Source organism: Pseudomonas sp. PAMC 25886, from assembly GCF_000242655.1.
Taxonomy (GTDB): domain Bacteria; phylum Pseudomonadota; class Gammaproteobacteria; order Pseudomonadales; family Pseudomonadaceae; genus Aquipseudomonas.
Map to the genome: position 1 here is coordinate 31,366 of NZ_AHHC01000039.1, position 24,807 is coordinate 56,172.

27 protein-coding genes and 1 pseudogene are annotated in these 24,807 nt (G+C 60.1%); 10 read left to right on the forward strand and 18 right to left on the reverse strand.

Annotated features, from left to right (window positions below; translation table 11 throughout):
* Positions 1-9 precede the first annotated feature (9 nt).
* The 16 genes from MUM_RS1000000133180 to MUM_RS0112590 all read right to left on the reverse strand — a co-directional run bounded on the left by MUM_RS1000000133180 (position 10) and on the right by MUM_RS0112590 (position 12,209).
* The gene (locus tag MUM_RS1000000133180) at positions 10-222 is read right to left on the reverse strand and encodes a tail protein X (protein ID WP_010170099.1); all 213 of its coding nucleotides are present in this window, start codon (positions 220-222) and stop codon (positions 10-12) included.
* Entirely contained in the window at positions 215-598 is a 384-nt protein-coding gene (locus MUM_RS0112515; RefSeq protein ID WP_010170101.1) for a phage tail protein, read from the reverse strand. Before MUM_RS0112515 ends, MUM_RS1000000133180 begins: the two co-directional genes overlap by 8 nt.
* Entirely contained in the window at positions 598-2,022 is a 1,425-nt protein-coding gene (locus MUM_RS0112520) for a hypothetical protein (RefSeq protein WP_010170103.1), read from the reverse strand. Before MUM_RS0112520 ends, MUM_RS0112515 begins: the two co-directional genes overlap by 1 nt.
* A 128-nt stretch (positions 2,023-2,150) precedes the next feature.
* Positions 2,151-2,732, reverse strand: a complete 582-nt coding sequence (locus MUM_RS0112525; RefSeq protein ID WP_010170105.1) for a phage tail assembly protein — start codon at positions 2,730-2,732, stop codon at positions 2,151-2,153.
* Between the two features lie 166 nt (positions 2,733-2,898).
* Positions 2,899-3,393, reverse strand: coding sequence for a phage major tail tube protein (locus MUM_RS0112530; protein WP_010170107.1), 495 nt, complete (start codon positions 3,391-3,393; stop codon positions 2,899-2,901).
* Positions 3,393-4,559, reverse strand: coding sequence for a tail protein (locus MUM_RS0112535; protein ID WP_010170109.1), 1,167 nt, complete (start codon positions 4,557-4,559; stop codon positions 3,393-3,395). Before MUM_RS0112535 ends, MUM_RS0112530 begins: the two co-directional genes overlap by 1 nt.
* 2 nt (positions 4,560-4,561) lie before the next feature.
* Positions 4,562-4,735 (reverse strand): hypothetical protein, encoded by a 174-nt coding sequence (locus MUM_RS1000000134590; protein WP_010170111.1) that lies wholly within the window; start codon positions 4,733-4,735, stop codon positions 4,562-4,564.
* A 94-nt stretch (positions 4,736-4,829) separates the two neighbouring features.
* Positions 4,830-5,498 carry a phage tail protein gene (locus MUM_RS1000000134105; protein ID WP_141629491.1) on the reverse strand — a complete coding sequence of 223 codons (669 nt, stop codon included), beginning with the start codon at positions 5,496-5,498 and terminating at the stop codon, positions 4,830-4,832.
* Positions 5,499-5,501: 3 nt separating this feature from the next.
* The gene (locus MUM_RS1000000134760; RefSeq protein WP_010170115.1) at positions 5,502-7,427 is read right to left on the reverse strand and encodes a phage tail protein; all 1,926 of its coding nucleotides are present in this window, start codon (positions 7,425-7,427) and stop codon (positions 5,502-5,504) included.
* Entirely contained in the window at positions 7,428-8,057 is a 630-nt protein-coding gene (locus MUM_RS0112555) for a phage tail protein I (RefSeq protein WP_010170118.1), read from the reverse strand.
* A complete protein-coding gene (locus tag MUM_RS0112560) occupies positions 8,054-9,049 on the reverse strand; it encodes a baseplate J/gp47 family protein (RefSeq protein ID WP_010170120.1) in 996 nt (331 codons plus the stop codon). Before MUM_RS0112560 ends, MUM_RS0112555 begins: the two co-directional genes overlap by 4 nt.
* Positions 9,046-9,378 carry a phage baseplate protein gene (locus tag MUM_RS0112565; protein WP_010170122.1) on the reverse strand — a complete coding sequence of 111 codons (333 nt, stop codon included), beginning with the start codon at positions 9,376-9,378 and terminating at the stop codon, positions 9,046-9,048. The genes MUM_RS0112560 and MUM_RS0112565 overlap by 4 nt, the downstream gene beginning before the upstream one ends.
* 12 nt (positions 9,379-9,390) lie before the next feature.
* A complete protein-coding gene (locus tag MUM_RS0112570; RefSeq protein ID WP_010170124.1) occupies positions 9,391-9,999 on the reverse strand; it encodes a phage baseplate assembly protein V in 609 nt (202 codons plus the stop codon).
* Between the two features lie 3 nt (positions 10,000-10,002).
* On the reverse strand, positions 10,003-10,518 hold the full coding sequence (locus MUM_RS0112575) for a hypothetical protein (protein ID WP_010170126.1): 516 nt from the start codon (positions 10,516-10,518) through the stop codon (positions 10,003-10,005).
* Between the two features lie 22 nt (positions 10,519-10,540).
* Positions 10,541-10,879 (reverse strand): phage holin family protein, encoded by a 339-nt coding sequence (locus MUM_RS0112580; protein WP_010170128.1) that lies wholly within the window; start codon positions 10,877-10,879, stop codon positions 10,541-10,543.
* 595 nt (positions 10,880-11,474) lie between these two features.
* Entirely contained in the window at positions 11,475-12,209 is a 735-nt protein-coding gene (locus tag MUM_RS0112590) for a LexA family transcriptional regulator (RefSeq protein ID WP_029615867.1), read from the reverse strand.
* Positions 12,210-12,407: 198 nt separating this feature from the next.
* On the opposite strand from MUM_RS0112590, the gene mutS reads away from it, so the two are divergent.
* Both mutS and fdxA read left to right on the forward strand, forming a co-directional pair.
* The gene (gene mutS / locus MUM_RS0112595; RefSeq protein WP_010170132.1) at positions 12,408-14,999 is read left to right on the forward strand and encodes a DNA mismatch repair protein MutS; all 2,592 of its coding nucleotides are present in this window, start codon (positions 12,408-12,410) and stop codon (positions 14,997-14,999) included.
* Between the two features lie 142 nt (positions 15,000-15,141).
* A complete protein-coding gene (gene fdxA / locus MUM_RS0112600) occupies positions 15,142-15,465 on the forward strand; it encodes a ferredoxin FdxA (RefSeq protein ID WP_003208688.1) in 324 nt (107 codons plus the stop codon).
* Positions 15,466-15,961: 496 nt separating this feature from the next.
* Here fdxA and apbC read toward each other — a convergent pair whose 3' ends face one another.
* Complete coding sequence (gene apbC / locus MUM_RS0112605; RefSeq protein WP_010170136.1) at positions 15,962-17,056, reverse strand: iron-sulfur cluster carrier protein ApbC; 1,095 nt, start codon at positions 17,054-17,056, stop codon at positions 15,962-15,964.
* 172 nt (positions 17,057-17,228) lie between these two features.
* On the opposite strand from apbC, the gene metG reads away from it, so the two are divergent.
* The 8 genes and pseudogenes from metG (at position 17,229) to MUM_RS0112645 (ending at position 23,805) form a co-directional block, all read left to right on the forward strand.
* Positions 17,229-19,280, forward strand: a complete 2,052-nt coding sequence (metG, locus tag MUM_RS0112610) for a methionine--tRNA ligase (protein ID WP_010170138.1) — start codon at positions 17,229-17,231, stop codon at positions 19,278-19,280.
* Between the two features lie 103 nt (positions 19,281-19,383).
* Positions 19,384-19,962: an Rnf-Nqr domain containing protein gene (locus MUM_RS0112615; protein ID WP_010170140.1), complete on the forward strand. Its 579-nt coding sequence runs from the start codon at positions 19,384-19,386 to the stop codon at positions 19,960-19,962.
* Positions 19,959-20,774: pseudogene (rsxB, locus tag MUM_RS0112620) on the forward strand (electron transport complex subunit RsxB); the annotation flags it as partial. The gene MUM_RS0112615 and the pseudogene rsxB, both read left to right, overlap by 4 nt.
* A 1-nt stretch (position 20,775) precedes the next feature.
* The gene (locus MUM_RS0112625; RefSeq protein WP_010170143.1) at positions 20,776-21,747 is read left to right on the forward strand and encodes an RnfABCDGE type electron transport complex subunit D; all 972 of its coding nucleotides are present in this window, start codon (positions 20,776-20,778) and stop codon (positions 21,745-21,747) included.
* Complete coding sequence (locus tag MUM_RS0112630) at positions 21,744-22,355, forward strand: RnfABCDGE type electron transport complex subunit G (RefSeq protein ID WP_010170144.1); 612 nt, start codon at positions 21,744-21,746, stop codon at positions 22,353-22,355. The genes MUM_RS0112625 and MUM_RS0112630 overlap by 4 nt, the downstream gene beginning before the upstream one ends.
* Positions 22,348-22,848: an Rnf-Nqr domain containing protein gene (locus MUM_RS0112635; RefSeq protein ID WP_010170145.1), complete on the forward strand. Its 501-nt coding sequence runs from the start codon at positions 22,348-22,350 to the stop codon at positions 22,846-22,848. The genes MUM_RS0112630 and MUM_RS0112635 overlap by 8 nt, the downstream gene beginning before the upstream one ends.
* A gap of 25 nt (positions 22,849-22,873) precedes the next feature.
* Complete coding sequence (nth, locus tag MUM_RS0112640) at positions 22,874-23,512, forward strand: endonuclease III (RefSeq protein WP_010170146.1); 639 nt, start codon at positions 22,874-22,876, stop codon at positions 23,510-23,512.
* Between the two features lie 107 nt (positions 23,513-23,619).
* Positions 23,620-23,805 (forward strand): PA3496 family putative envelope integrity protein, encoded by a 186-nt coding sequence (locus MUM_RS0112645; protein WP_003208696.1) that lies wholly within the window; start codon positions 23,620-23,622, stop codon positions 23,803-23,805.
* Between the two features lie 70 nt (positions 23,806-23,875).
* On the opposite strand, the gene MUM_RS0112650 is transcribed toward MUM_RS0112645, so the two are convergent.
* Positions 23,876-24,508, reverse strand: a complete 633-nt coding sequence (locus tag MUM_RS0112650) for a response regulator transcription factor (RefSeq protein ID WP_003208698.1) — start codon at positions 24,506-24,508, stop codon at positions 23,876-23,878.
* Positions 24,509-24,807 lie beyond the last annotated feature (299 nt).

The following is a 24,807-nucleotide window of genomic DNA, read 5'->3' on the forward strand; positions in this document are numbered from 1 at the left end:
GCGGCCTCCTTAATCCCAAGCTGAAACGGGACGCACGGCCGTTGGCCGCGACTCCAGTTCCGGCACGCTTACCCACACACCGGCGGGCAACACCGGGCCGTACTCTGCGAGGCAGGGGTTCTGGCGCCAAAGGGTTTCTTCAGCTGCGTCATCGCATCGTCCAAGCTCGCGATAGAGCAGCAGGTTGACCGAGTCACCGGCAATACTTCGGGCTCTACGCATTGATGAACTCCTCCATCTCAAGGGTCCAGGTCATAACCATGGCGGTGCCGTCATCGATCACGTTGCCCTGGGTTTCCACGACGGTATTGATCCGCCACAAGCCCCAGTTGCGCCCGATACCATCGACCAAGGGCAACGGCACCCGCGCATTTTGCAGCGCGCGCAGTTCGTCGAGGCGCTGCATGCCGACGGCGTACATGGCCGTGCCGCTGAACGTGAGCTTTTCCAGTTTTTGACCGTTTTGTCGCGACTGGGGCTTGCTGGCCATAATCGTCAGGTCACTCCAGCCGCCGTCGCTGTTACGCACCAGCGAGGAATAAGTAAAGCCCCGGGACAGACCAAAGATGAAATCGCCGAGTACCATTTGTTGTCGCATCAATCACCTCCTGGGTCGGCCAGTGCTGCGTTGCGCCGGATACCCAGCGTGTCGGTGACCATCGGCATGCATTGGAATTGCAGGGCCTGAATCACCTGGTTGACGACTTGTTGAGCGTCGGCGGGGTTGACGCCGGTGATCTGGATACTCGGTGCAATCGTGACCTGGACATTGTCGGTGCGGGCACTGTTGAGTTCCTTGCTCACCGCATCCGGCGCTGGCAGACGATCACTTGGCCCGAACAATTTGTCGCCGAGCCAAGTGCCCGCCTCACTGCCCAGCAAACCACCGATTGCCCCGCCGACAGCAGTACCGACACCGGGAAAAATCAGAGTCCCGATCGCGGCTCCGGCGGAGGCTCCTGCCCAGGCACCGCCCGCAGTGCTGAGGCCGGAGGCAACAGCTTTTGCGTCGCCATGGCGTACGCCCTGAACCACATCCATCGCGGTGTCGACGTACTTCAACGGGCCGAGGCGGCGGGTGCCTGCCGATTCCAGCTTGGCAAACGCTCCCGACAAACTCGCGGCCAGGCCTTTGCCTGCACCGCGCGCCATACGCCGGTTTGCCGGCGGCGCCGCGTAGGAGGCAAACGAATTGCCAGGGAGATGGGTCGACGCCTGAGCCGCCTGTTTGGCCGAGAACGGAGCAAGCGGCTGGCCCATCGCATTGAGCTGGGGCGTGGCATTTGCCAAGGGAGGAAGGCGTTGTGGCTTGATATCCGCCAACTTGCCATCGACGGCTGCCGTCGGTCCACGTGGAACCGTTTGTCCTGGTTTGGGAAGCTTGACGCGTCGCTTCTTCATATTCCCGGGGGTGCGAGCTTTGTCTTTCTTCCGGGCCGTCTCTCCAACGCTTTCGGGTAGCTGTGCAGCCGCCGTTTCAAGTAGGCCGGCGGCGCCAGGGCAACATTGCTTGTCGCCGCCCTTGTCCTTGTCTTTATCGAGCCCCCCGTCCTTGAACAGTTTCCCGACTCTGGGAATCTTGCCGAGGGTCACGTCGACCACATTGCCCATCACTCGGGTCTTGGCCGTATCAAAGAAGCTCGAAATCAAATCCTTCCCGAGATCTGCACCAACCTTGAGGCCTTTGTCCACCCAGGAATCGGTCGTCAGTGCCGGTTCTTTCTGTTCGCTTTTCGGTGCATTAGAGGCGGCATCAGCCGTCTTGCTCGCCAGCGAATCCCCGTTAATGAACAACGTGCTGTTGAGGGTTTCCAGGGTCTCGCGCAGCCGTACCTGCTCCAGGGTCAAGCCGTTGATTTCCAGGCTGGCGCTGGCCAGTGCCAGGCTAAGGTCCGTCAGCGCGGCGGGCACCGCATCAAGGGAAGAAGACCCGGTCAAATCCTGTGCCGCCGGTGAAACGTCTCCCGAAAGCCCCCGGTCATACGTCTGCCCGGCAAACGCCAGCGCATAGTTAATGTGCATCCCGCTCTACTCCTGTTTGACGCCAAGGCGAGTGATCGCGATGTCGTAGCGGCGTAATGCTTTTCCGACTTCCCAGTCCAGGATTTCCGCTTCGTTTACCGAGTAAACCAGCGGCACGACGTCGAGGATTACTTCGATGTCGCGCTCCGAAAGAAGGCCGCCGGTTGATTTAAAAAATCGTCGATGCGCTCCTGCAGTTCGGTCCAGTCGGGCACTGTGAGGTCCGCCAGGTCGGGGATCATCAGGCCGGAGCAGTGGGCGGTGATGAACTCGGCGCGCTCTTTGGCCGTGGTGAGTTTTTTCATCACTTTGGTGGCGCGCAGGGCAGGCATTTCCAGGGTCACGGCAGTGAGGGTGCGGCCGGCAGCGTTAAGTGGCAGCAGCAGTTTCACCTGTTCGCTGACGATTGAGTCGCCCGGTTCGCGGGCTTCGTCCCGGAAGAACGAGGCTGGGCGGGTCGACATGTCATGCACGTATTGCGCGATGCTCACGTAGTCCGGGCGTTTGAGCTGGTCGAGCTCTTTTTCCGACAGGCCGGTGGCGAGTTTCGCCAGTTCGAAAAACTGGTCGTCCTCATCGTCACCGGCCCGGGCCAGCGCGTCTTTTTGCGCGGCGTAGTACAGCGGTTTGAGTTGCACCTGCTCGATTGTCGCGCCGGTGTCGGCGGTGATCGGGGACAGCAGGATGTGCAGCGGAGGCATCCAGGCCATGAGTCTATTCCTTGGTCAAACGTTGTTGAAAAGCACCGCACCTCTCGGGGCGAACGCGATCAATGTGGGAGCCGGGCTTGCCCGCGATGGCATCGCCTCGGTGCAACTGATACACCGAGTCGCCTGCATCGCAGGCAAGCCAGCTCCTACACAAATCGCAAGGCCCTTACGGCATCAGCACCGCGCGGCGGGCATCGCCGAGGATGTCGACGCCGTTGAGCACGAACTTCTGGGTGCGTACGTCGATGTCGATTACCGGGATGCCGTTTTCCAGGCGGTTGTAGGTGCGGCAGGAGAACTCCAGGGTGATGGTGGGTTTATCGCCCATCTTCACCGGTGCCTCGGTCAGAGTCTTCAGCTTGCCGCCGATGGTGTGGTAGGTGAAGTAAGTCTTGCCGTCCTGGTCCTGACCGGCTTCGCGCACGTTCAGCAAAATGTCGTCGCCCAGGGCAAGCATGATTTCCGGACCCGCGCCTTGCAGCTCCAGTGTGGCGTTGAGCACTTTGGCGCTCTTGGCCATTTCCTCGGCGATGAAGCGCCCGCCGGTCATGGGCTCCATATCGAAGTCAATCTTCGGCGGGGTGAAGGAATTGACGGTAGCCGACAACGGCAAGCCCTGAAGGGTGGCCGCAATGGCCTGTCTTACACGGTTGGTAAACATTAGAGAACGTCCTCCAGGAACTGCTCGATGATTTCATCGCGGGCGTTGAGTTGATAAATCATGTGTTCGTTCGGCGCGTAGCGGCCGTAGTCGATGACGATGAACCAGGTGCCGTTCTTGTACTTCTCGACACTATTCAATTCCGGGTGCAGGTACACGCTGCCGCCGGGGATGGTTTCGTCGGCCACCAGGGTTTGCAGCCAGTCGTTGATGCGTTTCACCTCCTGGTCCATGAACGACTTGGTCAGGTTCTTGGCCATGGCTTTCTGACCGGCCTTGACCAGCTTGCGGCTGATCGCATCTTCCAGGCCCACGTAGCTGATGAACTTGCCGGTAATGGAACGGTTACCCAGCAGCGAGAAACCGCCGAGGATGGTGCGGGCGTAGTAGCTCACGCCGTAGCGGTTAAGCAGGTCGCCTTCGGTGGAGGTGTCGAGGATGTTGTACTCGACGACGCGGGAAACGTCCTCGGCGAACGTCACCTGATTGCCCGGGCTTTCCCACTGCTTGACCTTGGCCAGTGCCGCGATGGCCAGGGACGACGGCGCCAGGAACACGTTTTTCTTCGCGGCCTTGGAATACACCGACGGCATGTTGTGCACCAGCAGGCAACGGTCGAAACCGAGGTCGGCACCGCCCAGTTCGCCGCTGTAGGTCACCTGGTCGGCGACGGTTGCGTCCTTGCCATCCAGCACCACACGGGCCTTGATGCGCTTGCCAAAGGAGGCGAATTCGCCAGCCACGGCCTTGGTGCCGGTGAAGCCAGGGGCGCCGATGATGGTCAGGTCTTCGGGGACGCTGGCCAGGGCGGCGAGGCCCAGTTTGCGGCCGGTAACCGGCTCTTCACCGCCGATTACGTTATTGAGGGTATCGGCCGGGGTGGTGCCCTCGTCGACGATCACCACGTAGACCGGCACCTTGACCACTTTGAGGATCTGGTACACGGCGTGGAACAACGTGCCCGTCTCCGCGCCGGTGGGGTCCAGCAGCGCCTGGGTGGTGAAACTGTTGATGCGGAACGGGGCATTTTTCGGGATCGACGCATGGGCGTTGGGCGCGGTGCCCACCAGGCCGATCACGTTATCGCCCAGGCCACCCATGGCCTCGGGGGATTCGGTGGCATTCACGGTGATGCCGTTGTGCTCGAAGTTCAAAACCTCAGCCATGGTTATTCAGCCTTCTTCGGGGTGGAGTTGAGGACGCTGGTGAGTTCCAGGCGGCCAGCGGTGCGCAGGGCGGATGCTTCGACGTCCAGCAGGTCGAGTTCCTCGCCTGCGGTGGACCAATGGCCGGCGCCGGTGGGGAACGGGATGAGGACGGTGTAGGTTTGGCGGTTGGCCATAGGTGGATCTCCGGGCATAAAAAAAACCGCTGCGCGGTTTTCTTGGGCTTTCAGGAAGTGACAGGGCAAAACGCCTTGTCAGTGAGGGGCGTTATTAGAGTTGCTCAGATAGCCAGGGCGGCGACTCGGGCCTGTGCTCGACTGCAGGGAAATACTGCGACTCAGGCCAGTCGCGCAGGTCTTGCCGGTAGCCCTGCAACTGCTTGTACTGCGCGGCGGTGAGGGTTGTAGGGCGTTCAGCCTCAAGCTCGTCACGATGGCGTGCGATCAGCGGATCAGTTAGCAACAGTATTTTGTCGCGGAAGGCTCGCTCGCTGGATTTCAACTCTTCCAGAGTCGGCCCAGGTGCTGCAACGATCATAGGTCGGCCACCTTCGCCGCCCGTAAAGGTCGACTTGCCTGTTGAGACCGCCCGAAATATCGCGTCGTGTTCGTCCTGTCTGACCTCAACAAGTTCAGCCGTAGGTGGAAGCAAGCATGCCGGATTAGGGACAGCAATCATCGGCTGTACTGCCTCCAAGTCCGGCGAATCGATCATTGGTGCTACGGCATCAAAGTCGGGAATCGATATTGTTTCAGGCACCGATTTATCACCCCCAACCCACGCCGGATTCGGCACCTGAATATCCGGGGGGGTCCAATTAGGATCAGGCACCTTCACACTTGGCCGTTTCCATTCAGGGTCTACTACTTGAATGGTTCGGGTTCCGTGGAACTCCTCATTGAAAAACGTGTTTTGCTTTGAGCTATAGAATAGTTTCACTTACTAAAACCCCCTACCTTCAACAACTATCACCATTCCAGTTTGAACCACAGCAGCCCACTCTTCCAAGCGAACAACGCAGCCTGTAACAGTCCCCCCAGAATATGAATGGGTCACCGAACTTACGGTGCCACTGCCAGGAAATTTAATGTTAATTTTTGCGTTTAGGAACTGGGTCGGAAACTGAAAAGGCCATGCAATATTAATTATCTGCGAATTCGGCATATCCCCTTGAGCGTATTCAACCCACTGAATAATCTCGCCGGTATCCGCGTTTTTGCTCCAGCCGTTTGCGGCTAGTAATGCCGTGCTTTTTGGCCGACTGACTTGCAGCCGTACTACTGTGCCATCCGAGTGAGACATATAAGGGACATCTTTATCCCCGGACGAAAATCCGGCCGCGGGGCAATAGTTGCCGCTGATCTTTGAAGATGGAGTGAAGATTCCATCGTGCCAAACCTTTTTCCATCCACTCGGCACCGTGCCCCCAAGGTTTCGAAATAAAAGGGTTCCCACCGCCTCATTAACACTGACGGCTATGTCTGCCCCAAAATCAGGGTTCGCAAAAGTCATATGCAAACCAACAGTGTTCGGGTAATTAGTCGGGCCGTCCGTGGTGTGACCGCTGGCCCCAGAAAATAGTTGACTTGCCGGAAGTCCACCAATAGACCCCATTATCGCTGGCGCGCCTGCAAGCCACCCGCCTGCCCCAACAGAAAGCTTTCCTGCGGGATCAAAATTGGCAGAGTTCCAAACAAGGCTGCCGAACACATAGGCCGACTTTGTTGGAAGATTTAAACGAAGTGGCGTTGAAAACACCCCGTCTGATACGGCTTCGATTCGCATGTTCTTATCATATAAATCAAAGTACGCCTCGGAAGTTGGAGTCTTAAAACCTAGCTCCGGGGTGTCTTCGGTGCCGCTCTGAAAAATCAGCTGACCCGACATGGTGGAACCAGCTTTTGCCACCACACCGCTAATCGCTTCCGCGAGCTCGGTCTTTGTTGCGCCATCAGTGATGCCATTTCCCTCAAGCGTTGTCGGGTTAGTACCAGCAATAACGCGACCAAGCTTGTCTACCGTCAAGCTTCGATAGGTACCAGCGACTACCCCCGTGCGACCGGCGACCACCTCAAAGGCGAGCGCGGTGGTGCCCAACACTATCGGCGCATCCGTAACGAGCTGCCAAGCGCTATCACCGTAGGCTTTGCCCTCTTCGACACTGACGAACATGCCGGGCGTCACCTCGAGGCTGTTATCCGCATCTGTCGCACGCACCCAAGCGCCGACAGCTACAACATATAGTCCGTTATCCTTGCCAGCCGTTTGCTTAGCGACCAAGACACGGTCGCCAACAACAACTGCAACGCCATCAACTTGCTGCGGGCCACTCAACACGATATTTGCCGTGGTAACCACACGAACCGACCGCTTGCTATCGAGCTTGGCCAGCTCGTCAGCGACATAGCTGGCCACCCAAGCCCGCGTGGCCTTGACGATATTGTCGTCGATAAGCAACGTTACTTCTGACGCGTTGCTTGTCTCGAAAATCGACCGAATATAGAACTCTTTTCCAGAGCCCGATGTCGCAAGCACTGGCTTAAACGACTCAGGATATTTGACGATCGCGTACAAAATACCGGTGTCGGTCCAGATCCCGGCCTCGCGCACGTACCAGCCGCCCACCTCGGGAGGAATCGTTACCTCAGCCAGCAACCAGCTAGGGTTTTTGTCATCCTGGAACAATGCGTTCAAGGGGCCGCGCCACACTTCGCGCTTGAGTGCAGTAGCCGTTGCGGCGGGGTTGTAGGCAGCGCCATTCCCGTCGCCGATCGAGATCTGCGCAAGTTTGATCGGCACGCCAGCAGCCTTGCAGGCTGTTTCGTAGGCGATCCCCGCATTGGTAAGCAGGGTGTAGTAGTCAGCCATTTAGGACTCCTGTGGATAAAGGGTGGTGGTTTCGACGGTGTAGAGGCCGGCGGCCATGAAGGCCCTGCCAGACGCCTCGAGCCCGGCAAGCACCAGCGGATAAATCGTGGTCAGCTCGCCGCACACGGTGGCGGCGCCGATGCTGTGGCCACCGAACGCGCTCAAGCCCACGGAGATCGAGAGCATGTCGCGCTCGCTTTTGGCATCGGACAGGCGACGGTCGAGACGGGCGTCAATTTCTTCGCTGTAGGGCAGCTCGGTGTAAGCCCGCACGGAGAAGCTGTAGGGCTCGCCGGGCGGCGTCTGTTCGTACCAGGCGCGAACCTCCGGTGCCAATTGCAAACCCTTGGCCGCATTTTCCAGCGCTTGGCGAGTGCCCGCTTGCCGGGCAGTGGGCCAGGCGAGTTTGACCGTCAAGCGCTTTTCAGCTTCGGGGGCAGTGGCGCTCCATTCGTTGACCGCCCGATCCGCCGCCAGGTAGGGCAAAAACGCCACTGGCGTTCGAGCCGGATCCATCAGTTCAGGGAACGGCGGAGTAACCCGGTCGAGCAACTGCCCGAAACCCAAATCCAGCGCCTTCTCCAACGGAGAACTGTTGGCAGGCAGCAAACTGCCTTTTGGCTCGTTCATAGCGTGCGCACCTCCACCTCGACACCCGTGCAATACGGCGCCTGAAACGCCGTGGTGACGATCGGCTCCAGCGGCTCAAGGATTTGAAGTTGCGCAGCGCCCGCCGAGTGGATGGCGTAGTCGATCCAGCTCGGGTCCACCCGCCCTTCCAGGCGATGACAAGACTCGGCGTAGGTTTGCAGCAGTTGTTGCGCGGCCACTTGGGTCAGCCCGGAATCCGGGCCGGCGTTGATCTTCGCCACCACGCGGATTTTGTAGCGCAGGATCTGAGCCGCCTGCACCGTGACGAGATCCGTTTCCGGCCGCACATCAGGCCGGGCGAAATGCCGGCGCACACCGTCGAGCAGATCAGCAGGTGGCGTGCCATCCCCGTCTCGGGCCAAGACCGTCACCATCACTTCACCCGGCGCGGTGCGACGCCCGTTGCCATCCTTGACCCGAGCCGCGTAGCCGTCCGGGTCAAAGGTATAAGTAACCGTCACCACACCGGGCGTAGCACTTTGCACTTTCACCGATGGACGCTCACCTAGGGTGAAAACCTCCCGGCGATACTGCATGCGCGAGCCCGCCGCCGGAGCGTGAGGCGCGAGGTAATAACGCAGTCGGGCGTCATCGTCGCTTTCCAGCGTCGGCGGCACCGGCGGGAAAGCCGCCGGGTCACCTGGGTCGAGCACTTGACGCTCCAGGCCCATGTCGGCAAGGCGTGCGTCGAGGTTGCTGCCGGTGGCCCACCACGCCAGCATCTGCTTGATGCGGGCGTTGTATTTGCGTTCGTGGGTTTGCAGGCGAACGCAAAAAGCTTCGAGCGCCAGCGTCAGCAACTCGCTCTCGTTCTCCAGGCTGACCTTGAGCTTGGCCGCATTTTCCGGCGCTCGGCCAGCGACGTAATCAACCACAAACGCCTTGAACTCCGCCAACAGCGGTTCGAACTCGTCGACGGCAATGATCGCCGGCTCGGCCAACTGGTTCTGGCCGGGTATCAGCATGCTCATGTCACCACCTCGAAGGTTTGTTTGCGGTTTTTCCAGGTGCCGGCAAAGCGCAGCAACAGTCCGGCGCCCTGACGGTTGGCGACGATGACTTGCGGCTCGAAGTCGGCAATGCCGTTCTGTGGGTTGTAGAACGCCTGGGCGGCATGGCTTTGGGCGAGAATCAGCAGGTCGTCGCCGAGGTTTTGCCCGAGCAGTTGCGGGATCATTGAGCCGTACAGCGGGCGCTTCTGGCGCGTACCCAACGGCGTGGTCAGCGCTCGGGTGGCGCGCTGTACGAATTGCAGCCAGTCATCGACGGCCGCCCCGGTGTTCCGATCGATTCCAATCATGGGATGTCCTTATCAGGGGCTGATGACCCGGCCCTGGTGGTCCACCACCGGGCCGCTGAAGTGCGCGCCGCCGGCATCCAGCAACAAGCTGGTGCCGCCGACTTGCAGCGTGATGCTCTCGGCGCTCATCGTCAGGCTGGCGGCGCCGACCTTGACGTCGACCTGCTCGCGGGAACCGATGAACGTGGTGGGACCATTGGCCCAGTTGAAGGTGTGGCTGGCGTCGTCGTAGTCGCTTTGGGTGCCGTCCTGATGGCGCCGCCGGGTCAGCGTCGGAACGCTGGAAACCGGCGGAAAACGATCACTGTTCAAGCCGAACAAAGCCACCGATTGCGCCCCGCCCTCGCCGCCGCCGTAGTTGAGCAACACGCATTGCTCGCCCACCGAAGGGATGCGGGTTTCGGTCTGCGCACCGGCGCTGGGGTTGAAAAACCGGATCGCCGGCGTGAGCAAGTCGCCGTGGCTGACCTTGCAAGTGTTGCTGGCGGCATCGACCTCCTGGCACACGCCGATGCGGCAGAAACTTTCAGCGCGTCGATAAAGGTCTTCGAGCTGAGCTTCCATTTCAGCCAGGCGCTCGATGATTGGCCCCAGTTGCATGCGTAACAGCGCGTCAAACATGGGTTACTCCGCCAGTGGTTTGTATTGGTCGGGGTCGTCGATGTTCGAGACTTCCCAGGTGCAGGCGAACAGCGGTTTGCCTGCGGGGTCGTTGAGCAACGGCGGTCCGATATAGAGGGTTTGGGTGAAGGTGACGGTCCACGTGTCGTAGTCCGTTTCGGCGGTAGTGCGTATTGAGGGCGCGGCGACGATGTTGGTCGGCAGGTCGCACTGCGCCTGCGGCAGGTTCCAGCGGTTGTCCAGCACCAGGTCCATCAGTCGACTGGCCAGGTCACAGGCATCAAACGGCAATGCACCCGGAGCGACCATGGCCTTGAGCGAAATCCCCAGGGCATGGGCCTTGCGCCCTTCGCGGGAGCGGATGCCCGGGCCATTGCCTTCGACCGTGATCAATACGCCGGTGTTATCCCCGGCGCCCTGAAAATCCTGGTGATTGCCGACCTTCAGGTCCGGAAAGGCAATATGCAGCGCCTCGCTGATGGCTTGAGGAAGTTGGGAAGGTTTTTCGATGAGGGTCATTTAAGTAGCGTCCTTGCAACGGTTACTGCGGGTCCTGACGGGTGCCTTCGTTGACGCCAATCCGCTTGGCGGCCCACCGTTCATAAAGGCCGATGGCCACGTCTGCACCGGCCATGGCGGTCAGGCAACCAATGGCGCCGGCCGTCCAGATCGACATGCCGGCGGCGTAGCACAGCATCAGGGCTGATACCCCGCACACCATGCAGGCCCCGGAACGCAGGACCAGGCGCCGCAACAGCGACCAACCACGGGCGCCTTCCTTGTCGGCGCGCCACATTTCTCCGGATACACCGCCGATCAGGGCCAATACGATCACCAGCCAGATAGGCATTTCCGCTAACGCTTGCTGCTCGTTTGTCATGTCACGCCTCCTGGCTGAGCACTACCGGCGCAGTGCCGGGTTTTGGGTAATTCCATTTATAGGTAGGCATTCCAAAAAGCCCGGTTGCCCGGGCTTTTCAGTAATGATTTCCTCGGTCTTTCGGCGCTACTGGCGCGGTACGGACCTTTCCTCAATGTTTTTCCGACCACGATCCCTGTCTGCCGGATAACTGCTTCTGGTGCTTTACGCTGCACACCCGGGCCAGTTGCCAACCCTCTGAACCGTTAAGGCCGGTTCATCGCTGCCTGTTCTTGAAGCGGTTTGAAACTAAAGAGCGTCGGCATCCTTGCCGGTGTTGCCTGGCATCCCTGCCATCGCTTCGATGGCGTCCTTGCCGGTGTTGCGTAACGTCCTTGTCTTCCCTGGCAGCATCCTTGCCGCCTCCACCAGGCCTTCTTGGCTGGCTTGAGATGGAGAATATGCATGTATGCATATACAGTCAATGCACAAATGCATTTATTTTTGCGATAGATATGCACGCATGCATTCATAGCCTTACAGGTATGGGGTTTGGTGGTTTTGCACAGGCGAAAAAAAGCCCGCTCATGGGCGGGCTTTTTCCTACGCGGAGGGGTTAGCGGGCGTACATGCCCCACCAGAAGACGTGACCGAGGATGCTGATCTGTTCATCCTGGATGTCCTGGAAGCTGTAGTCCTCGTCCGGGTGTTCATCACGGTTGAAGCTGCGCAGGCGAATCCCGGAAGGCAGGCGGTAGAGCTGTTTCACCCGCAGCTGCCCGTTGTGGTTGATGGCATACAGGTCGCCATCGACGATGTCGCCGATCCCGCACTTGCCGGCGTTGACGCCCACCGTCGCGCCATCACGCAGTACCGGCAACATGCTGTTGCCGCGCACCGTCACGCACTTGGCCTGGTCGAACTGCACACCGTTGTGCCGCAGGCTGCGCTTGCCGAAACGCAGGCTGGCCTTCTCACTTTCCTCGATGACGAATCTTCCTGATCCAGCAGCCAATTCAACCTCGCGCAGAAAGGGGATCGACACCTCGTCATCATTAACGGGGGTGTCGTCGTCCCACAGGCTTATGTCCTTGAGTTCCGAATGCATCGGGTCGCGCTCTTCCGACCGCGCCGGCACCAGCGCCGCGCGCCCGCGCAGCTGGTCGGTGCTGACCTGGAAGTAATCGGCGATGCGCGAGATGTGCTTGTCCGACGGGTCAACGATCTTGCCGCTGAGGATCCGGGACAGCGTGGATTGAGGCACGCCGGTACGCCGGTGAAGCTCCGTGGGGGAGATCCGGTCGCGGTCCAGCAGCTCTCTTAAGACGATAGAAACGTTGCGTTTTTGCATAACGCGGATAGTGCAGGCAGTTTTGATGCTTGGCAAATGCTAATTTGCATATTTTATGCATCGAGCGGCGAATTTGACCTGACCGTTTGTGAACTGCGAAGCCCCGACCTCGCGTGTTAACCTTGCGCCCATTGCAAAAAATGCTGGGCCAAGCGCCCCCTTTGCCCCATCACTTTCAACGAATCTGCTAACTATCCAATGAGTAAAAACACCTCCGATCTGTCCTCCCACACCCCGATGATGCAGCAGTACTGGCGCCTGAAAAACCAGCACCCTGATCAGTTGATGTTCTATCGCATGGGCGACTTCTACGAGATCTTCTATGAAGATGCGAAGAAGGCCGCCAAGTTGCTGGACATCACCCTGACCGCGCGCGGGCAGTCGGCCGGGCAGGCGATTCCGATGTGCGGGATTCCTTATCATTCGTTGGAAGGCTATCTGGTCAAGCTGGTGAAGCTGGGCGAGTCGGTGGTGATCTGTGAGCAGATCGGCGACCCGGCTACCAGCAAGGGCCCGGTGGAACGTCAGGTGGTGCGCATCATTACCCCGGGCACGGTGAGTGATGAGGCGCTGCTGGATGAGCGTCGCGATAACCTGATCGCTGCGGTATTGGGGGACGAGCGGCTGTTCGGCCTGGCGGTGCTGGATATCACCAGTGGCAACTTCACGGTGCTGGAGATCAAGGGCTGGGAAAACCTGCTGGCGGAGCTGGAGCGCGTCAACCCGGTGGAACTGATGATTCCGGATGACTGGCCAAAGGACCTGCCGGCGGAACGTCGTCGTGGGACCAAGCGCCGCGCGCCGTGGGATTTCGAGCGCGATTCGGCGCTGAAAAGCCTGTGCCAGCAATTCTCCGTGCAAGACCTCAAGGGCTTTGGTTGCGAAACCCTGACCCTGGCCATCGGCGCCGCCGGTTGCCTGCTCAGCTACGCCAAGGAAACCCAGCGCACCGCCCTGCCGCACTTGCGCAGCCTGCGTCATGAACGCCTGGACGACACTGTGGTGCTGGACGGCGCGAGCCGTCGCAACCTGGAACTGGACACCAACCTGGCCGGCGGGCGCGACAACACCCTGCAATCGGTGGTCGACCGTTGCCAGACCGCCATGGGCAGCCGGTTGCTGACTCGCTGGTTGAACCGCCCGCTGCGGGATTTGACGGTGCTGCAAGCCCGTCAAACCTCCATTACTTGCCTGCTGGACCGCTATCGCTTTGAAAAGCTGCAACCGCAGCTCAAGGAAATCGGCGATATCGAGCGGATCCTCGCACGGATCGGCCTGCGTAACGCACGGCCCCGTGACCTGGCGCGCCTGCGGGACGCGCTGGGCGCCCTGCCCCAACTGCAAGCGGCGATGACCGAGCTGGAAGCGCCACACCTGCAACAGCTGGCCGTCACCACCAGCACCTACCCGGATCTGGCGGCGCTGCTGGAAAAAGCCATCATCGACAACCCGCCCGCGATCATCCGTGACGGTGGCGTGTTGAAGACCGGTTACGACACCGAGCTGGACGAACTGCAATCCCTGAGCGAGAACGCCGGGCAGTTCCTGATCGACCTGGAAGCCCGTGAAAAAGCCCGTACGGGCCTGGCCAACCTGAAAGTCGGCTACAACCGCGTGCACGGCTACTTTATCGAGTTGCCGAGCAAGCAGGCCGAGCAGGCGCCGATCGACTACCAGCGCCGCCAGACCCTCAAGGGCGCCGAGCGCTTTATCACCCCGGAACTGAAAGAGTTCGAAGACAAGGCGCTGTCAGCGAAAAGCCGCGCCCTGGCTCGGGAGAAGATGCTCTATGAAGCGTTGCTGGAAAGCTTGATCGACAAGCTGGCGCCGTTGCAGGACACCGCCGCCGCCCTGGCCGAACTGGATGTGCTGAGCAACCTGGCCGAGCGTGCCCTGAACCTTGACCTGAACTGCCCGCGGTTTGTCAGCGAGCCTTGCATGCGTATCGTGCAAGGTCGCCACCCGGTGGTGGAGCAGGTGTTGACCACGCCGTTCGTCGCCAACGACCTGTCGCTGGACGACGACACCCGCATGCTGGTGATCACCGGTCCGAACATGGGCGGTAAATCCACCTACATGCGCCAGACCGCATTGATCGTGCTGCTGGCCCACATCGGCAGCTTCGTGCCGGCAGCCAGTTGCGAATTGTCCCTGGTGGACCGCATCTTCACCCGGATCGGTTCCAGCGATGACCTGGCCGGTGGCCGTTCGACCTTTATGGTGGAAATGAGCGAAACCGCCAACATCCTGCACAACGCCACCGAACGCAGCCTGGTGCTGATGGACGAAGTGGGCCGCGGCACCAGCACCTTCGACGGGCTTTCCCTGGCCTGGGCCGCAGCCGAGCGGTTGGCGCACCTGCGGGCGTATACGCTGTTTGCGACCCACTACTTCGAGCTGACCGTGCTGCCGGAAAACGAGCCATTGGTGGCCAACGTGCACCTCAATGCCACCGAGCACAACGAGCGCATCGTGTTCCTGCACCACGTGCTGCCCGGCCCCGCGAGCCAGAGTTACGGCTTGGCCGTGGCACAACTGGCCGGTGTGCCGGCTGAAGTGATCACCCGTGCCCGCGAGCACCTGAGCCGCCTGGAAGAAACCGCCCTGCCCCACGAGCTTCCCGTGGCCAGCCCGGCCAAAGCCAGCAACAAACCGAGCACGCCGCACCAGAGCGACATGTTCGCCAGCCTGCCTCACCCGGTACTGGATGAGTTGGCTAAACTTGACCTGGACGACTTGACGCCGCGAAAAGCGCTCGAAATGTTATATGCACTTAAGACTCGGATATAACGCAGACGCTTGCAAGCTGGTAGACTCTCGCGCGGTTTGGGATGCTGCGGGCTTTTAGCCTGGCCTGCAGACTATCGCTCCCGAACCTCGCGAGCCCTGCCACAAAGGGTTTCGCTGCCGCCGCCTGAGGAGAGAATTAGAAATGACCTTCGTCGTCACCGACAACTGCATCAAGTGCAAGTACACCGACTGCGTAGAAGTGTGTCCGGTGGACTGCTTCTACGAAGGCCCGAACTTCCTGGTCATCCACCCGGACGAGTGCATTGACTGCGCCCTGTGTGAGCCAGAATGCCCGGCCGTCGCGATTTTCTCCGAGGACGAAGTCCCGGCAGAGATGCAGGAATTTATTCAGTTGAACGTTGAGCTGGCGGAAATCTGGCCAAACATCACTGAGCGCAAAGACCCGATGCCGGACGCGGCAGAGTGGGATGGCAAAAAAGGCAAGATTGCAGACCTCGAGCGCTGATAGCGTCGATGCCCTCCAAAAGGCCCCTTGCGGGCCTTTTTGCATTTCTGCGGGGCGGGTTTCACTTTTCTACAGGCAAAAAAAAGGGGCGGTATGACCCGCCCACATTTTTTCCCTAGTCCCTGTGTTCCTTTTCATCGTCCTGATGAATCGCATCCTGCGAGGTTCCCTGAATCATCGTTCCGTGATGACTGTGTCAATCCGTGGACACAGGGCTGATCTTAGAGAGTTCCCGAGGAAGTTCAACGGGATCCAAATCGCTGGACTACAGGTTTCGATAATCAGACACGAATAAATAATTGTTATATTTCAATTAGATAGAAATATAAGCAGCCGATTCGAGACGTCCGCACCGGCGAAAAAACCCAAACGCTTACGAAAAAGTAAGTGAATGCTTACACCAGCAATTACGTAAACGGGTAACAAGTGACCCTTGAGTTTTCGCCAGACAAGAAAAAGCCCCGACACAGTCGAGGCTTTTTTCCCATCCGGTGGATCAGTCGTCGCTGACAGTGATGGTCGGCATCGCCTGGGCCCCGGCTTCCTGCAGGACAATCCGCGCCCCGACGTGACGAGCCAGTTCCTGGTAGACCATGGCAATCTGGCCATCGGGCTCGGCTACGACCGTTGGCTTGCCGCCGTCAGCCTGCTCACGAATCCCCATGGACAGGGGCAGCGACGCCAGCAGTTCAACTCCGTATTGGGTCGCCAGCTTTTCGCCGCCGCCTTCACCGAACAGATGCTCGGCGTGGCCGCAGTTGGAGCAGATGTGCACCGCCATGTTTTCCACGACGCCCAGTACCGGGATGTTGACCTTGCGGAACATCTCCACGCCCTTGCGGGCATCCAGCAGCGCCAGGTCCTGCGGCGTGGTAACGATCACCGCGCCGGCCACCGGGACTTTCTGCGCCAGGGTCAGCTGGATATCACCAGTACCCGGCGGCATGTCGATCACCAGGTAGTCCAAGTTGCCCCAGTCGGTCTGGGTGACCAGTTGCAGCAACGCGCCGGAAACCATCGGGCCACGCCAGACCATCGGCGTGTTGTCGTCGGTCAGGAAGGCCATGGACATGACTTCCACGCCATGGGATTCGATCGGCACGAACCATTTCTGGTCCTTGATCTTCGGCCGGGTGCCTTCGGCGATGCCGAACATCACGCCTTGGCTGGGACCATAGATGTCAGCGTCGAGAATGCCGACGCGCGCGCCTTCGCGGGCCAGGGCCAGGGCCAGGTTGGCCGCGGTGGTGGATTTGCCCACGCCACCCTTGCCGGAGGCCACGGCTACCACGTTCTTGACGTTGGCCAGGCCCGGGATCTGCGCCTGGGCCTTGTGCGGGGCGATCACGCACTGGATGTCGACCTTGGCCGAACTGACGCCGTCCAGGCCTTCAATGGCCATTTGCAGCATCTGCGCCCAGCCGCTCTTGAACAGCGCGGCGGCATAGCCCAGCTCAAGCTGGACCGAAACCTTGTCACCCTGCACGTCGATGGCCCGTACGCACCCGGCGCTGACCGGGTCCTGGTTCAGGTAGGGGTCGGTGTATTGGCGAAGAACGGCTTCCACCGCTGCGCGATTGACGGCGCTCATGGGCTACTCCCGAAAAAAGACTGACTAAAACAGGCGGCTATCCTAACCGTTCCAGCGCTTCAACGGCACGCTTTCGGCCGCCGGGAAAATCCTGAAACAGCCGCACGGGGTGAAATAAATTTCCCGGCGCTTTATAGTGGCCGACCTCCGTTTCATCAAGTAGCCGAGCCCCATGTCCGAGCCACGCAAGATCCTCGTCACCAGCGCCCTGCCCTATGCCAATGGTTCCATCCACCTTGGCCATATGCTTGAGTACATCCAGACCGATATGTGGGTGCGCTTCCAGAAGCATCGCGGCAACCAATGCATTTATGTCTGCGCGGACGACGCCCACGGTTCGGCCATCATGTTGCGCGCCGAGAAGGAAGGCATCACCCCGGAACAACTGATCGCCAACGTCCAGGCTGAACACAGCGCCGACTTTGCCGAGTTCCTGGTGGATTTCGACAACTTCCACTCGACCCACTCCGACGAAAACCGCGAGCTGTCGAGCCAGATCTACTTGCGCTTGAAAGACGCCGGGCACATTGCCACGCGTTCGATCACCCAATATTTCGACCCGGAAAAGAAAATGTTCCTGGCCGACCGCTTCATCAAGGGCACCTGCCCGAAATGCGGCACTGAAGACCAGTACGGCGACAACTGCGAAAAATGCGGCGCCACTTACGCGCCTACCGACCTGAAGGATCCGAAGTCGGCCATCTCTGGCGCCACCCCGGTGCTCAAGGATTCCCAGCACTTCTTCTTCAAGCTCCCGGATTTCCAGCAAATGCTGCAAACCTGGACCCGCAGCGGCACCCTGCAGGATGCCGTGGCCAACAAGATCGCCGAATGGCTGGATGCCGGCCTGCAACAGTGGGACATCTCCCGCGATGCGCCGTATTTCGGTTTCGAGATCCCGGGCGAACCTGGCAAGTACTTCTATGTATGGCTGGACGCGCCAATCGGCTACATGGCCAGCTTCAAGAACCTGTGCGACCGCACGCCGGAGCTGGACTTCGACGCGTTCTGGGCCAAGGATTCCACCGCCGAGCTGTATCACTTCATCGGCAAGGACATCGTCAACTTCCACGCGCTGTTCTGGCCGGCAATGCTCGAAGGTTCGGGCTACCGCAAGCCGACCGGCATCGCGGTTCACGGCTACCTGACCGTCAATGGCCAGAAGATGTCCAAGTCCCGTGGCACCTTTATCAAGGCGCGCACCTACCTGGACCACCTGTCGCCGGAATACCTGCGCTACTACTACGCCTCCAAGCTGGGCCGTGGCGTCGACGACCTCGACCTGAACCTGGAAGACTTCGTACAGAAGGTCAACTCGGACCTGGTGGGCAAGGTCGTCAACATTGCCAGTCGCTGCGCCGGGTTTATCCACAAGGGCAACGCCGGTGTGCTGGTGGCTGAAAATGCCGCACCCGAGCTGACCGATGCGTTCCTGGCCGCTGCGCCAAGCATCGCCGACGCCTATGAAGCCCGCGACTTTGCCCGCGCCATGCGCGAGATCATGGGCCTGGCCGACCGTGCCAACGCCTGGATCGCCGACAAGGCACCGTGGTCGCTGAACAAACAGGAAGGCAAGCAGGCTGAAGTCCAGGCCATCTGCGCCACGGGCGTCAACCTGTTCCGCCAACTGGTGATCTTCCTCAAGCCGGTACTGCCACTGCTGGCGGCCGACGCCGAGGCGTTCCTCAACGTGCCGCCGCTGACCTGGAACGACCACGCGACCTTGCTCAGCAACCATCAACTGAACGAGTTCAAGCCGCTGATGACCCGTATCGACCCGGTAAAAGTCCAGGCCATGACCGACGCTTCGAAAGAAGACCTCGAAGCCAGCAAGACCGACACTGGCGACGCGGCCCCGGCAGGCAATGGCGAGCTGGCGAAAGATCCATTGTCGCCGGAAATCGACTTTGACGCCTTCGCTGCGGTAGACCTGCGGGTTGCGCTGATCATCAAGGCCGAAGCCGTGGAAGGCGCCGACAAGTTGCTGCGCCTGACCCTGGACATCGGTGACGAGCAACGCAACGTGTTCTCCGGGATCAAGAGCGCCTATCCGGACCCGTCCAAGCTCGACGGGCGCCTGACCATGATGATCGCCAACCTCAAGCCACGGAAAATGAAGTTCGGCATCTCGGAAGGCATGGTGATGGCGGCGGGCCCTGGCGGTGAAGAGATCTACCTGTTGAGCCCGGATAGCGGCGCCAAGCCGGGTCAGCGCATCAAGTAAAACTGCGAACCGCCCCCTGGTCTCGGCCATGGGGCGGTTTCAGCTAGTACCCCCTCCTCGCTTGCCGGATAATCGGATTCTGTTGGCTTAACCCGGCACGACCATGACCGATATGCTTCTCACCCTTGTCAGCACAGCCCTGATCAGCAACCTCGTGTTGCAGATGCCGCTGGCTGTCGACCCGGTGTTGGCATCCACGGCCGACTCACGCCGGCGCGTACATGCGCTGGGCATCGCCACCACGGCGCTGATGCTGCTGAGTGCCATCCTGGGGTATCTGCTTGACCACTATCTTCTGCAGCCGCTGGCGCTGACACCCCTGCGGCTGTTTGTGTTTTTGCCGGTGACGGTGTTGTTGATCCAACCGCTGTTGAGCGTCCTGGCCCGCCGGTTACCCACGCTGCCGTTCGATGGCCTATGGCTGTTATTGCTGGGGAATGCCGGCGTGTTGGGCGTGGTGCTGCTGGGTACGCAAGCGGATAAAGGGCTGACACACATGGCCGCTCTGAGCCTGGGCGCAGGGCTGGGTTTCTGGCTGGTGCTGAGCCTGTTCAGTGACCTGCGCCAACGTATTGCCGACAACGACATCCCGCTGCCCTTTCGGGGTCTGCCGGTGGCGTTGATCAGCGCCGGGCTGATGGCCGTGGCTTTTCTGGGTTTCAACGCAATGATCAAACCATGAGCCTGATTCAACGTATCGACGCGCTGCTGCCGCAGACCCAATGTGGCAAGTGCGGGCACCCTGGCTGCAAGCCCTACGCCGAAGGCATTGCCCAGGGCGAGGCGATCAACAAGTGCCCACCCGGCGGGCAGGAAACCATCGCCGGCCTGGCGCAGTTGCTGAAGTTCCCGGTGCTGGAGCTGGACACTTCCCGGGGCGAAGCGCCCGCGCAGATCGCGTTTATCCGTGAAGCAGAGTGTATCGGCTGTACCAAATGCATCCAGGCCTGCCCGGTGGACGCCATCGTCGGGGCGGCCAAATTGATGCATACCGTGATTATCGACGAGTGCACCGGTTGTGACCTGTGTGTCGCGCCCTGCCCGGTGGATTGCATCGAGATGCGCCCGTTGACCTCGGTGCTGCCGATGGTCGGCGGGCTGGCCTCCAACGATGCCGAGCGCCAGGCCCGCGACCTCAAGCGTGACCGGGCCCGACGGCGGTTTGAACAGCGCAACGCGCGGCTGCAACGTGAGGAAGAACAGAAGCTCGCCGAGCGTTTGGCCCGCACCCAGCGCGCGGCGCCCGTGGCTGCGGCCGCGGTCACGGTTAACCCGGTCCAGGCGGCCATTGAGCGGGTTCGCGCGCAAAAAGCCGCCGCGAGGGACGCCGCCCTGAAGAAGGCCAAGATCAACCTGGCCATGAGCCGCGCCCAGTTGCACAAGTCCCTGAAAGCGTTCGGGCATCCGCCGACCTTTGAGCAGCAGTCGCAGTTGATCATCCTGCAACAGCACTTCGAAACCGCAGAGCAGGCGCTTGCGGCGCTGGTGGGCGCCGATGCCAGTGCTTGAAGCCGTTGATCGTCAGCAGCACGCGATGACGCGTGTGCTGCTGGCGACCGTGCCGGGCTTGCTGGCGATGTTCTGGCTGTATGGCTGGGGCGTGTTGATCAATCTATTGCTGGCTTGTGGTTGTGCGCGGGTCGTGGAGGCTGGCGTTCAGCGGCTGCGCGGGCGTTCGGTCAGCGATCTCGGCGGCCTGGTCACGGCCACGCTGCTGGCCCTGGCGCTGCCACCTTATTGTCCGTGGTGGTTATGCGTGGGGGCCGTCGCCGGTGCGTTATTGCTGGGCAAGCACCTGTATGGCGGCAACCAGAATCCGTTCAACCCGGCCATGGTCGGCTATGCACTGATGCTGGTGGCCTTTCCCCAACCCATGACCCATTGGCCCGTCTCCCACGGCATGGACCTGCTGGCCGGCCTGCAACAGGTGTTCGGTGTGCAAGGTGATGCGCCGGATGCCTGGGCCCAGGCGACCGCCCTGGATGCCCTGCGGATCAATAAGAGCCTGACCATGGATGAGCTGTTTGCCAGCCACTCCGCTTTCGGGCACGTCGCCGGCAAGGGCAGTGAATGGGTGAACCTGGCCTTTCTGGCGGGCGGGCTGTGGCTGTTGCAACAACGGGTATTCAGCTGGCATGCGCCGGTGGGAATGCTCGGTAGCGTGTTCGTTATCAGCCTGTTGTGCTGGAACGGTTCGGGCTCGGATTCCCACGGTTCGCCGCTGTTCCATCTGCTCAGCGGTGCCACTATGCTCGGGGCGTTTTTTATCGTGACCGAACCGGTGTCCGGCGCGATAAGCCCGCGGGCGCGCCTGATGTTCGGCGTCGGCGTGGGCTTGCTGGTGTACCTGATTCGTACGTGGGGCGGTTACCCCGACGGCGTGGCGTTCGCCGTGCTGCTGATGAACCTGGCGGTGCCGGCGCTTGAGCGCCTGGCAACACCCAGACAGCCTGAGGTGAGTTCATGAACACCACACGGGGCCTGATGACGGTGTTACTGATCGCTGCGGCGGGGATCGCACTGACGTTGGGCGTGCAGCAGTTGACTGCCAACCGTGCCAGCGAAGCCCAACACAACCTCCAGCGCCAGGCCTTGCTGGATATCCTCCCCGTCGGCACTTACGACAATCAGCCCTTGCAACACCCGCTCGCGATACATCCACAGGCACTGGCAAACAGCCAATTGCTGGGCGGCTACCTCGCCAGCATGAACGGGCAACCCAGCGCAGTGCTGCTGCGCTCGCAAACCAATGGCTATGGCGGCCCCATAGAATTGCTGATCGCCATCTCCCACAACGGCAAGCTGTTGGCGGTAAAAACCTTGAGTCAGTCGGAAACCCCAAGCCTCGGTGGGCATATCGCAGAACCTGGCAATCCGTGGCTGGCGGCATTCAAGGGACTGTCCCGAGACGACTCCAATGATTCCGCCTGGGCGCTGAAGAAAGACCACGGCCAATTCGATCAGATGGCTGGCGCGACCATCACGTCGCGGGCGGTGATCAATGGGGTTCACGATGCGTTGCGTTACTTTGATGAGCACCGCCAACGGGTGTTGGAGCCGTCAACCCATGACTAAAGCCCTGGCCCGCTCGCTGATGCTGGCGCCATTGATTGGCGTGACCGACACGCTGCCCAGGGCGTTGGGCTTCTGGGTGCTCTCGGTGCTGATCGTGACGCTGTATGGCCTGGGCATGCACACCCTGCGCAACCGCCTCGGCGAGCGTATGCAACTGATGGCCAGCCTGCTGATCGCCGCGACACTGGTCAGTTGGGTACAACTGCTCTTGCAAGCGTTCGCGTTGCCCTTATATCAACAGCTGGGTATTTACCTGGCACTGATCAGTGTTCAATGCGTGTTACTGGAGTTTTCGGGCTTTTTCGAAGCAGACCAGGGCAAGGCACGCGTGCAACTGTTCGGCCTGTTTGGCGCACTGCTGATCACCCTCGGCATACTGCGTGGGCTGATCGGTAGCGGCTCTGTCACCGGGTTGGCCCCCGTCGGGTTTATCCTGCTCGGGTTGTTGCTGGCCGGGCGACAAGCCTGGGCCCATTTTTCAAAATCACACTGACTGTCTGCAAGGAACCGCTCGCCCCATGAACGCCGCAAAACGCCTGGAAATTTTCCGCCGGCTTCACGAAGACAATCCGGAACCGAAGACCGAACTGGCCTATTCCTCGCCGTTCGAGTTGCTGATCGCAGTGATTCTCTCGGCCCAGTCCACAGACGTCGGCGTCAACAAGGCCACCGCCAAGCTGTATCCCGTGGCCAACACCCCGGAGGCGATCTATGCGCTTGGGGTGGAGGGGCTGTCCGAGTACATCAAGACCATCGGCCTGTACAACAGCAAGGCGAAGAATGTCATCGAGACATGCCGGCTGCTGGTGGAGTTGCACGGCAGCGAAGTGCCGCAGACACGGGAAGCCCTGGAAGCGCTGCCAGGCGTAGGACGCAAAACCGCCAATGTGGTGCTCAATACGGCATTTCGCCAATTGACCATGGCCGTGGACACGCACATTTTCCGGGTCAGCAACCGTACCGGCATCGCCCGCGGAAAGAATGTGGTGGAGGTGGAAAAACAACTGATGAAGTTTGTTCCCAAGCCGTATCTGCTGGATTCACACCATTGGTTGATCCTTCACGGGCGCTACGTCTGCCAGGCCCGCAAGCCGCGCTGTGGCAGTTGCCGCATCGAAGACCTGTGCGAATACAAGGAAAAGACTTCCGACGATTGAGCCTTCATTGCTTTTATCGATGAGTCGATTGAAAAAATCTTTTTTACCAGGCCCGGGATTATCGTTATAAGGAGCGCCAACGGCAGTCTTAGCCTGGAGTTAACGTTATGAGCACTGGCAAAGAACAACTGGATGTAGAAGACGACGTTGTTGGCGCTGAATCCGACGATGATGCAGCAGAAGCACCGGTAGAGGTGGCCAAGACCAATTTGAGCAAACGCCGCACCATCGACAACCTTCTGGAAGAGCGGCGCTTGCAAAAACAGTTGGCCGATTACGACTTCGACCTCTAATCGTACCAACGACAAGCAGAAGCCTCCCTTGCGGAGGCTTTTTTCCGACTGTATGTAATGTGTGGCCGATCTACACTAACCCGTTACGCTGGGCCAGCTCGATCAAGTCCACCAGGGAGCGCGCGTTGAGCTTGAGCAGCAAGCGCGTCTTGTAGGTACTCACGGTTTTGTTGCTCAGGAACATGCCATCGGCGATCTCCTTGTTGGTCTTGCCGCGCGCCAGTTGCTGCAACACCATCATCTCCCGGCCGGAAAGGCGCTCGACCATGTCGGCTTCGCTGGCGTTGCCCATTGTGGAGCGCACCGAATTCAGCGCCTGGTTGGGGAAGTAGCTGTAACCGCACAGCACCGCCTTGACCGCACTCAACAGCTCGGTGAGGTCCTGCTGCTTGCACACGTAGCCGGCAGCCCCCGCCTGCATGCACCGCATGGAAAAATGCCCGGGCGCCTGGGACGTCAGCACCAGCACCTTGAACGGATGGGCCTGTTTGGTAGAAGACAGCCGGCATATAACTTCCAGGCCATCGAGTTTGGGAATTCCAATATCCAGTATGACAATGTCCGGCATATGCTCCCGTGCAAGTTGCAAGGCATCGACACCGTTATCGGTCTCGGCAACGACCTCATAACTATGACGTTCCATTAGCATACGCACAGCAAGACGAATGACGGGATGATCATCCACGATCAGCACTTTATTCATGGGCAAGTCCAATTTCGCTGTTCGAATTATTAAGAGTAAGCACAATAGCCTAGTCGTTTCACGCTGGGCATAGTGCTCCCCCCCAAGCAACAGCAAGCAGAGACCCAACCCACAGAGACATCGGATTTAACCTACAAAAAAACGCCAACCCGGAGGTATCCAGTTTTGTTGAGGCCTTCAGAACTTTCCGAGCACAATAATATTTTGAGTGAAAATTCCCAGGATTACCGGGGACAGCGTAAACGTGCCGTACACAAGTTTCAGCAAATACCCCTTGTGCCTCCTCGAAAAACCTGTGA

What these genes read in the sequence shown, in the direction of transcription:
- MUM_RS0112570 (WP_010170124.1), bottom strand. Translation starts at nt 9,999, where the DNA reads ATGTTTGACGCGCTGTTACGCATGCAACTGGGGCCAATCATCGAGCGC.
- MUM_RS1000000134760 (WP_010170115.1), bottom strand. Translation starts at nt 7,427, where the DNA reads ATGGCTGACTACTACACCCTGCTTACCAATGCGGGGATCGCCTACGAA.
- MUM_RS0112580 (WP_010170128.1), bottom strand. Translation starts at nt 10,879, where the DNA reads ATGACAAACGAGCAGCAAGCGTTAGCGGAAATGCCTATCTGGCTGGTG.
- MUM_RS0112565 (WP_010170122.1), bottom strand. Translation starts at nt 9,378, where the DNA reads ATGATTGGAATCGATCGGAACACCGGGGCGGCCGTCGATGACTGGCTG.
- MUM_RS0112615 (WP_010170140.1), top strand. Translation starts at nt 19,384, where the DNA reads ATGACCGATATGCTTCTCACCCTTGTCAGCACAGCCCTGATCAGCAAC.
- metG (WP_010170138.1), top strand. Translation starts at nt 17,229, where the DNA reads ATGTCCGAGCCACGCAAGATCCTCGTCACCAGCGCCCTGCCCTATGCC.
- apbC (WP_010170136.1), bottom strand. Translation starts at nt 17,056, where the DNA reads ATGAGCGCCGTCAATCGCGCAGCGGTGGAAGCCGTTCTTCGCCAATAC.
- MUM_RS0112560 (WP_010170120.1), bottom strand. Translation starts at nt 9,049, where the DNA reads ATGAGCATGCTGATACCCGGCCAGAACCAGTTGGCCGAGCCGGCGATC.
- MUM_RS0112650 (WP_003208698.1), bottom strand. Translation starts at nt 24,508, where the DNA reads ATGAATAAAGTGCTGATCGTGGATGATCATCCCGTCATTCGTCTTGCT.
- MUM_RS0112645 (WP_003208696.1), top strand. Translation starts at nt 23,620, where the DNA reads ATGAGCACTGGCAAAGAACAACTGGATGTAGAAGACGACGTTGTTGGC.
- MUM_RS1000000133180 (WP_010170099.1), bottom strand. Translation starts at nt 222, where the DNA reads ATGCGTAGAGCCCGAAGTATTGCCGGTGACTCGGTCAACCTGCTGCTC.
- MUM_RS1000000134590 (WP_010170111.1), bottom strand. Translation starts at nt 4,735, where the DNA reads ATGGCCAACCGCCAAACCTACACCGTCCTCATCCCGTTCCCCACCGGC.
- MUM_RS0112630 (WP_010170144.1), top strand. Translation starts at nt 21,744, where the DNA reads ATGAACACCACACGGGGCCTGATGACGGTGTTACTGATCGCTGCGGCG.
- MUM_RS0112575 (WP_010170126.1), bottom strand. Translation starts at nt 10,518, where the DNA reads ATGACCCTCATCGAAAAACCTTCCCAACTTCCTCAAGCCATCAGCGAG.
- nth (WP_010170146.1), top strand. Translation starts at nt 22,874, where the DNA reads ATGAACGCCGCAAAACGCCTGGAAATTTTCCGCCGGCTTCACGAAGAC.
- mutS (WP_010170132.1), top strand. Translation starts at nt 12,408, where the DNA reads ATGAGTAAAAACACCTCCGATCTGTCCTCCCACACCCCGATGATGCAG.
- MUM_RS0112555 (WP_010170118.1), bottom strand. Translation starts at nt 8,057, where the DNA reads ATGAACGAGCCAAAAGGCAGTTTGCTGCCTGCCAACAGTTCTCCGTTG.
- MUM_RS0112590 (WP_029615867.1), bottom strand. Translation starts at nt 12,209, where the DNA reads ATGCAAAAACGCAACGTTTCTATCGTCTTAAGAGAGCTGCTGGACCGC.
- MUM_RS0112525 (WP_010170105.1), bottom strand. Translation starts at nt 2,732, where the DNA reads ATGGCCTGGATGCCTCCGCTGCACATCCTGCTGTCCCCGATCACCGCC.
- fdxA (WP_003208688.1), top strand. Translation starts at nt 15,142, where the DNA reads ATGACCTTCGTCGTCACCGACAACTGCATCAAGTGCAAGTACACCGAC.
- MUM_RS0112635 (WP_010170145.1), top strand. Translation starts at nt 22,348, where the DNA reads ATGACTAAAGCCCTGGCCCGCTCGCTGATGCTGGCGCCATTGATTGGC.
- MUM_RS0112625 (WP_010170143.1), top strand. Translation starts at nt 20,776, where the DNA reads ATGCCAGTGCTTGAAGCCGTTGATCGTCAGCAGCACGCGATGACGCGT.
- MUM_RS0112530 (WP_010170107.1), bottom strand. Translation starts at nt 3,393, where the DNA reads ATGTTTACCAACCGTGTAAGACAGGCCATTGCGGCCACCCTTCAGGGC.
- MUM_RS0112535 (WP_010170109.1), bottom strand. Translation starts at nt 4,559, where the DNA reads ATGGCTGAGGTTTTGAACTTCGAGCACAACGGCATCACCGTGAATGCC.
- MUM_RS0112520 (WP_010170103.1), bottom strand. Translation starts at nt 2,022, where the DNA reads ATGCACATTAACTATGCGCTGGCGTTTGCCGGGCAGACGTATGACCGG.
- MUM_RS0112515 (WP_010170101.1), bottom strand. Translation starts at nt 598, where the DNA reads ATGCGACAACAAATGGTACTCGGCGATTTCATCTTTGGTCTGTCCCGG.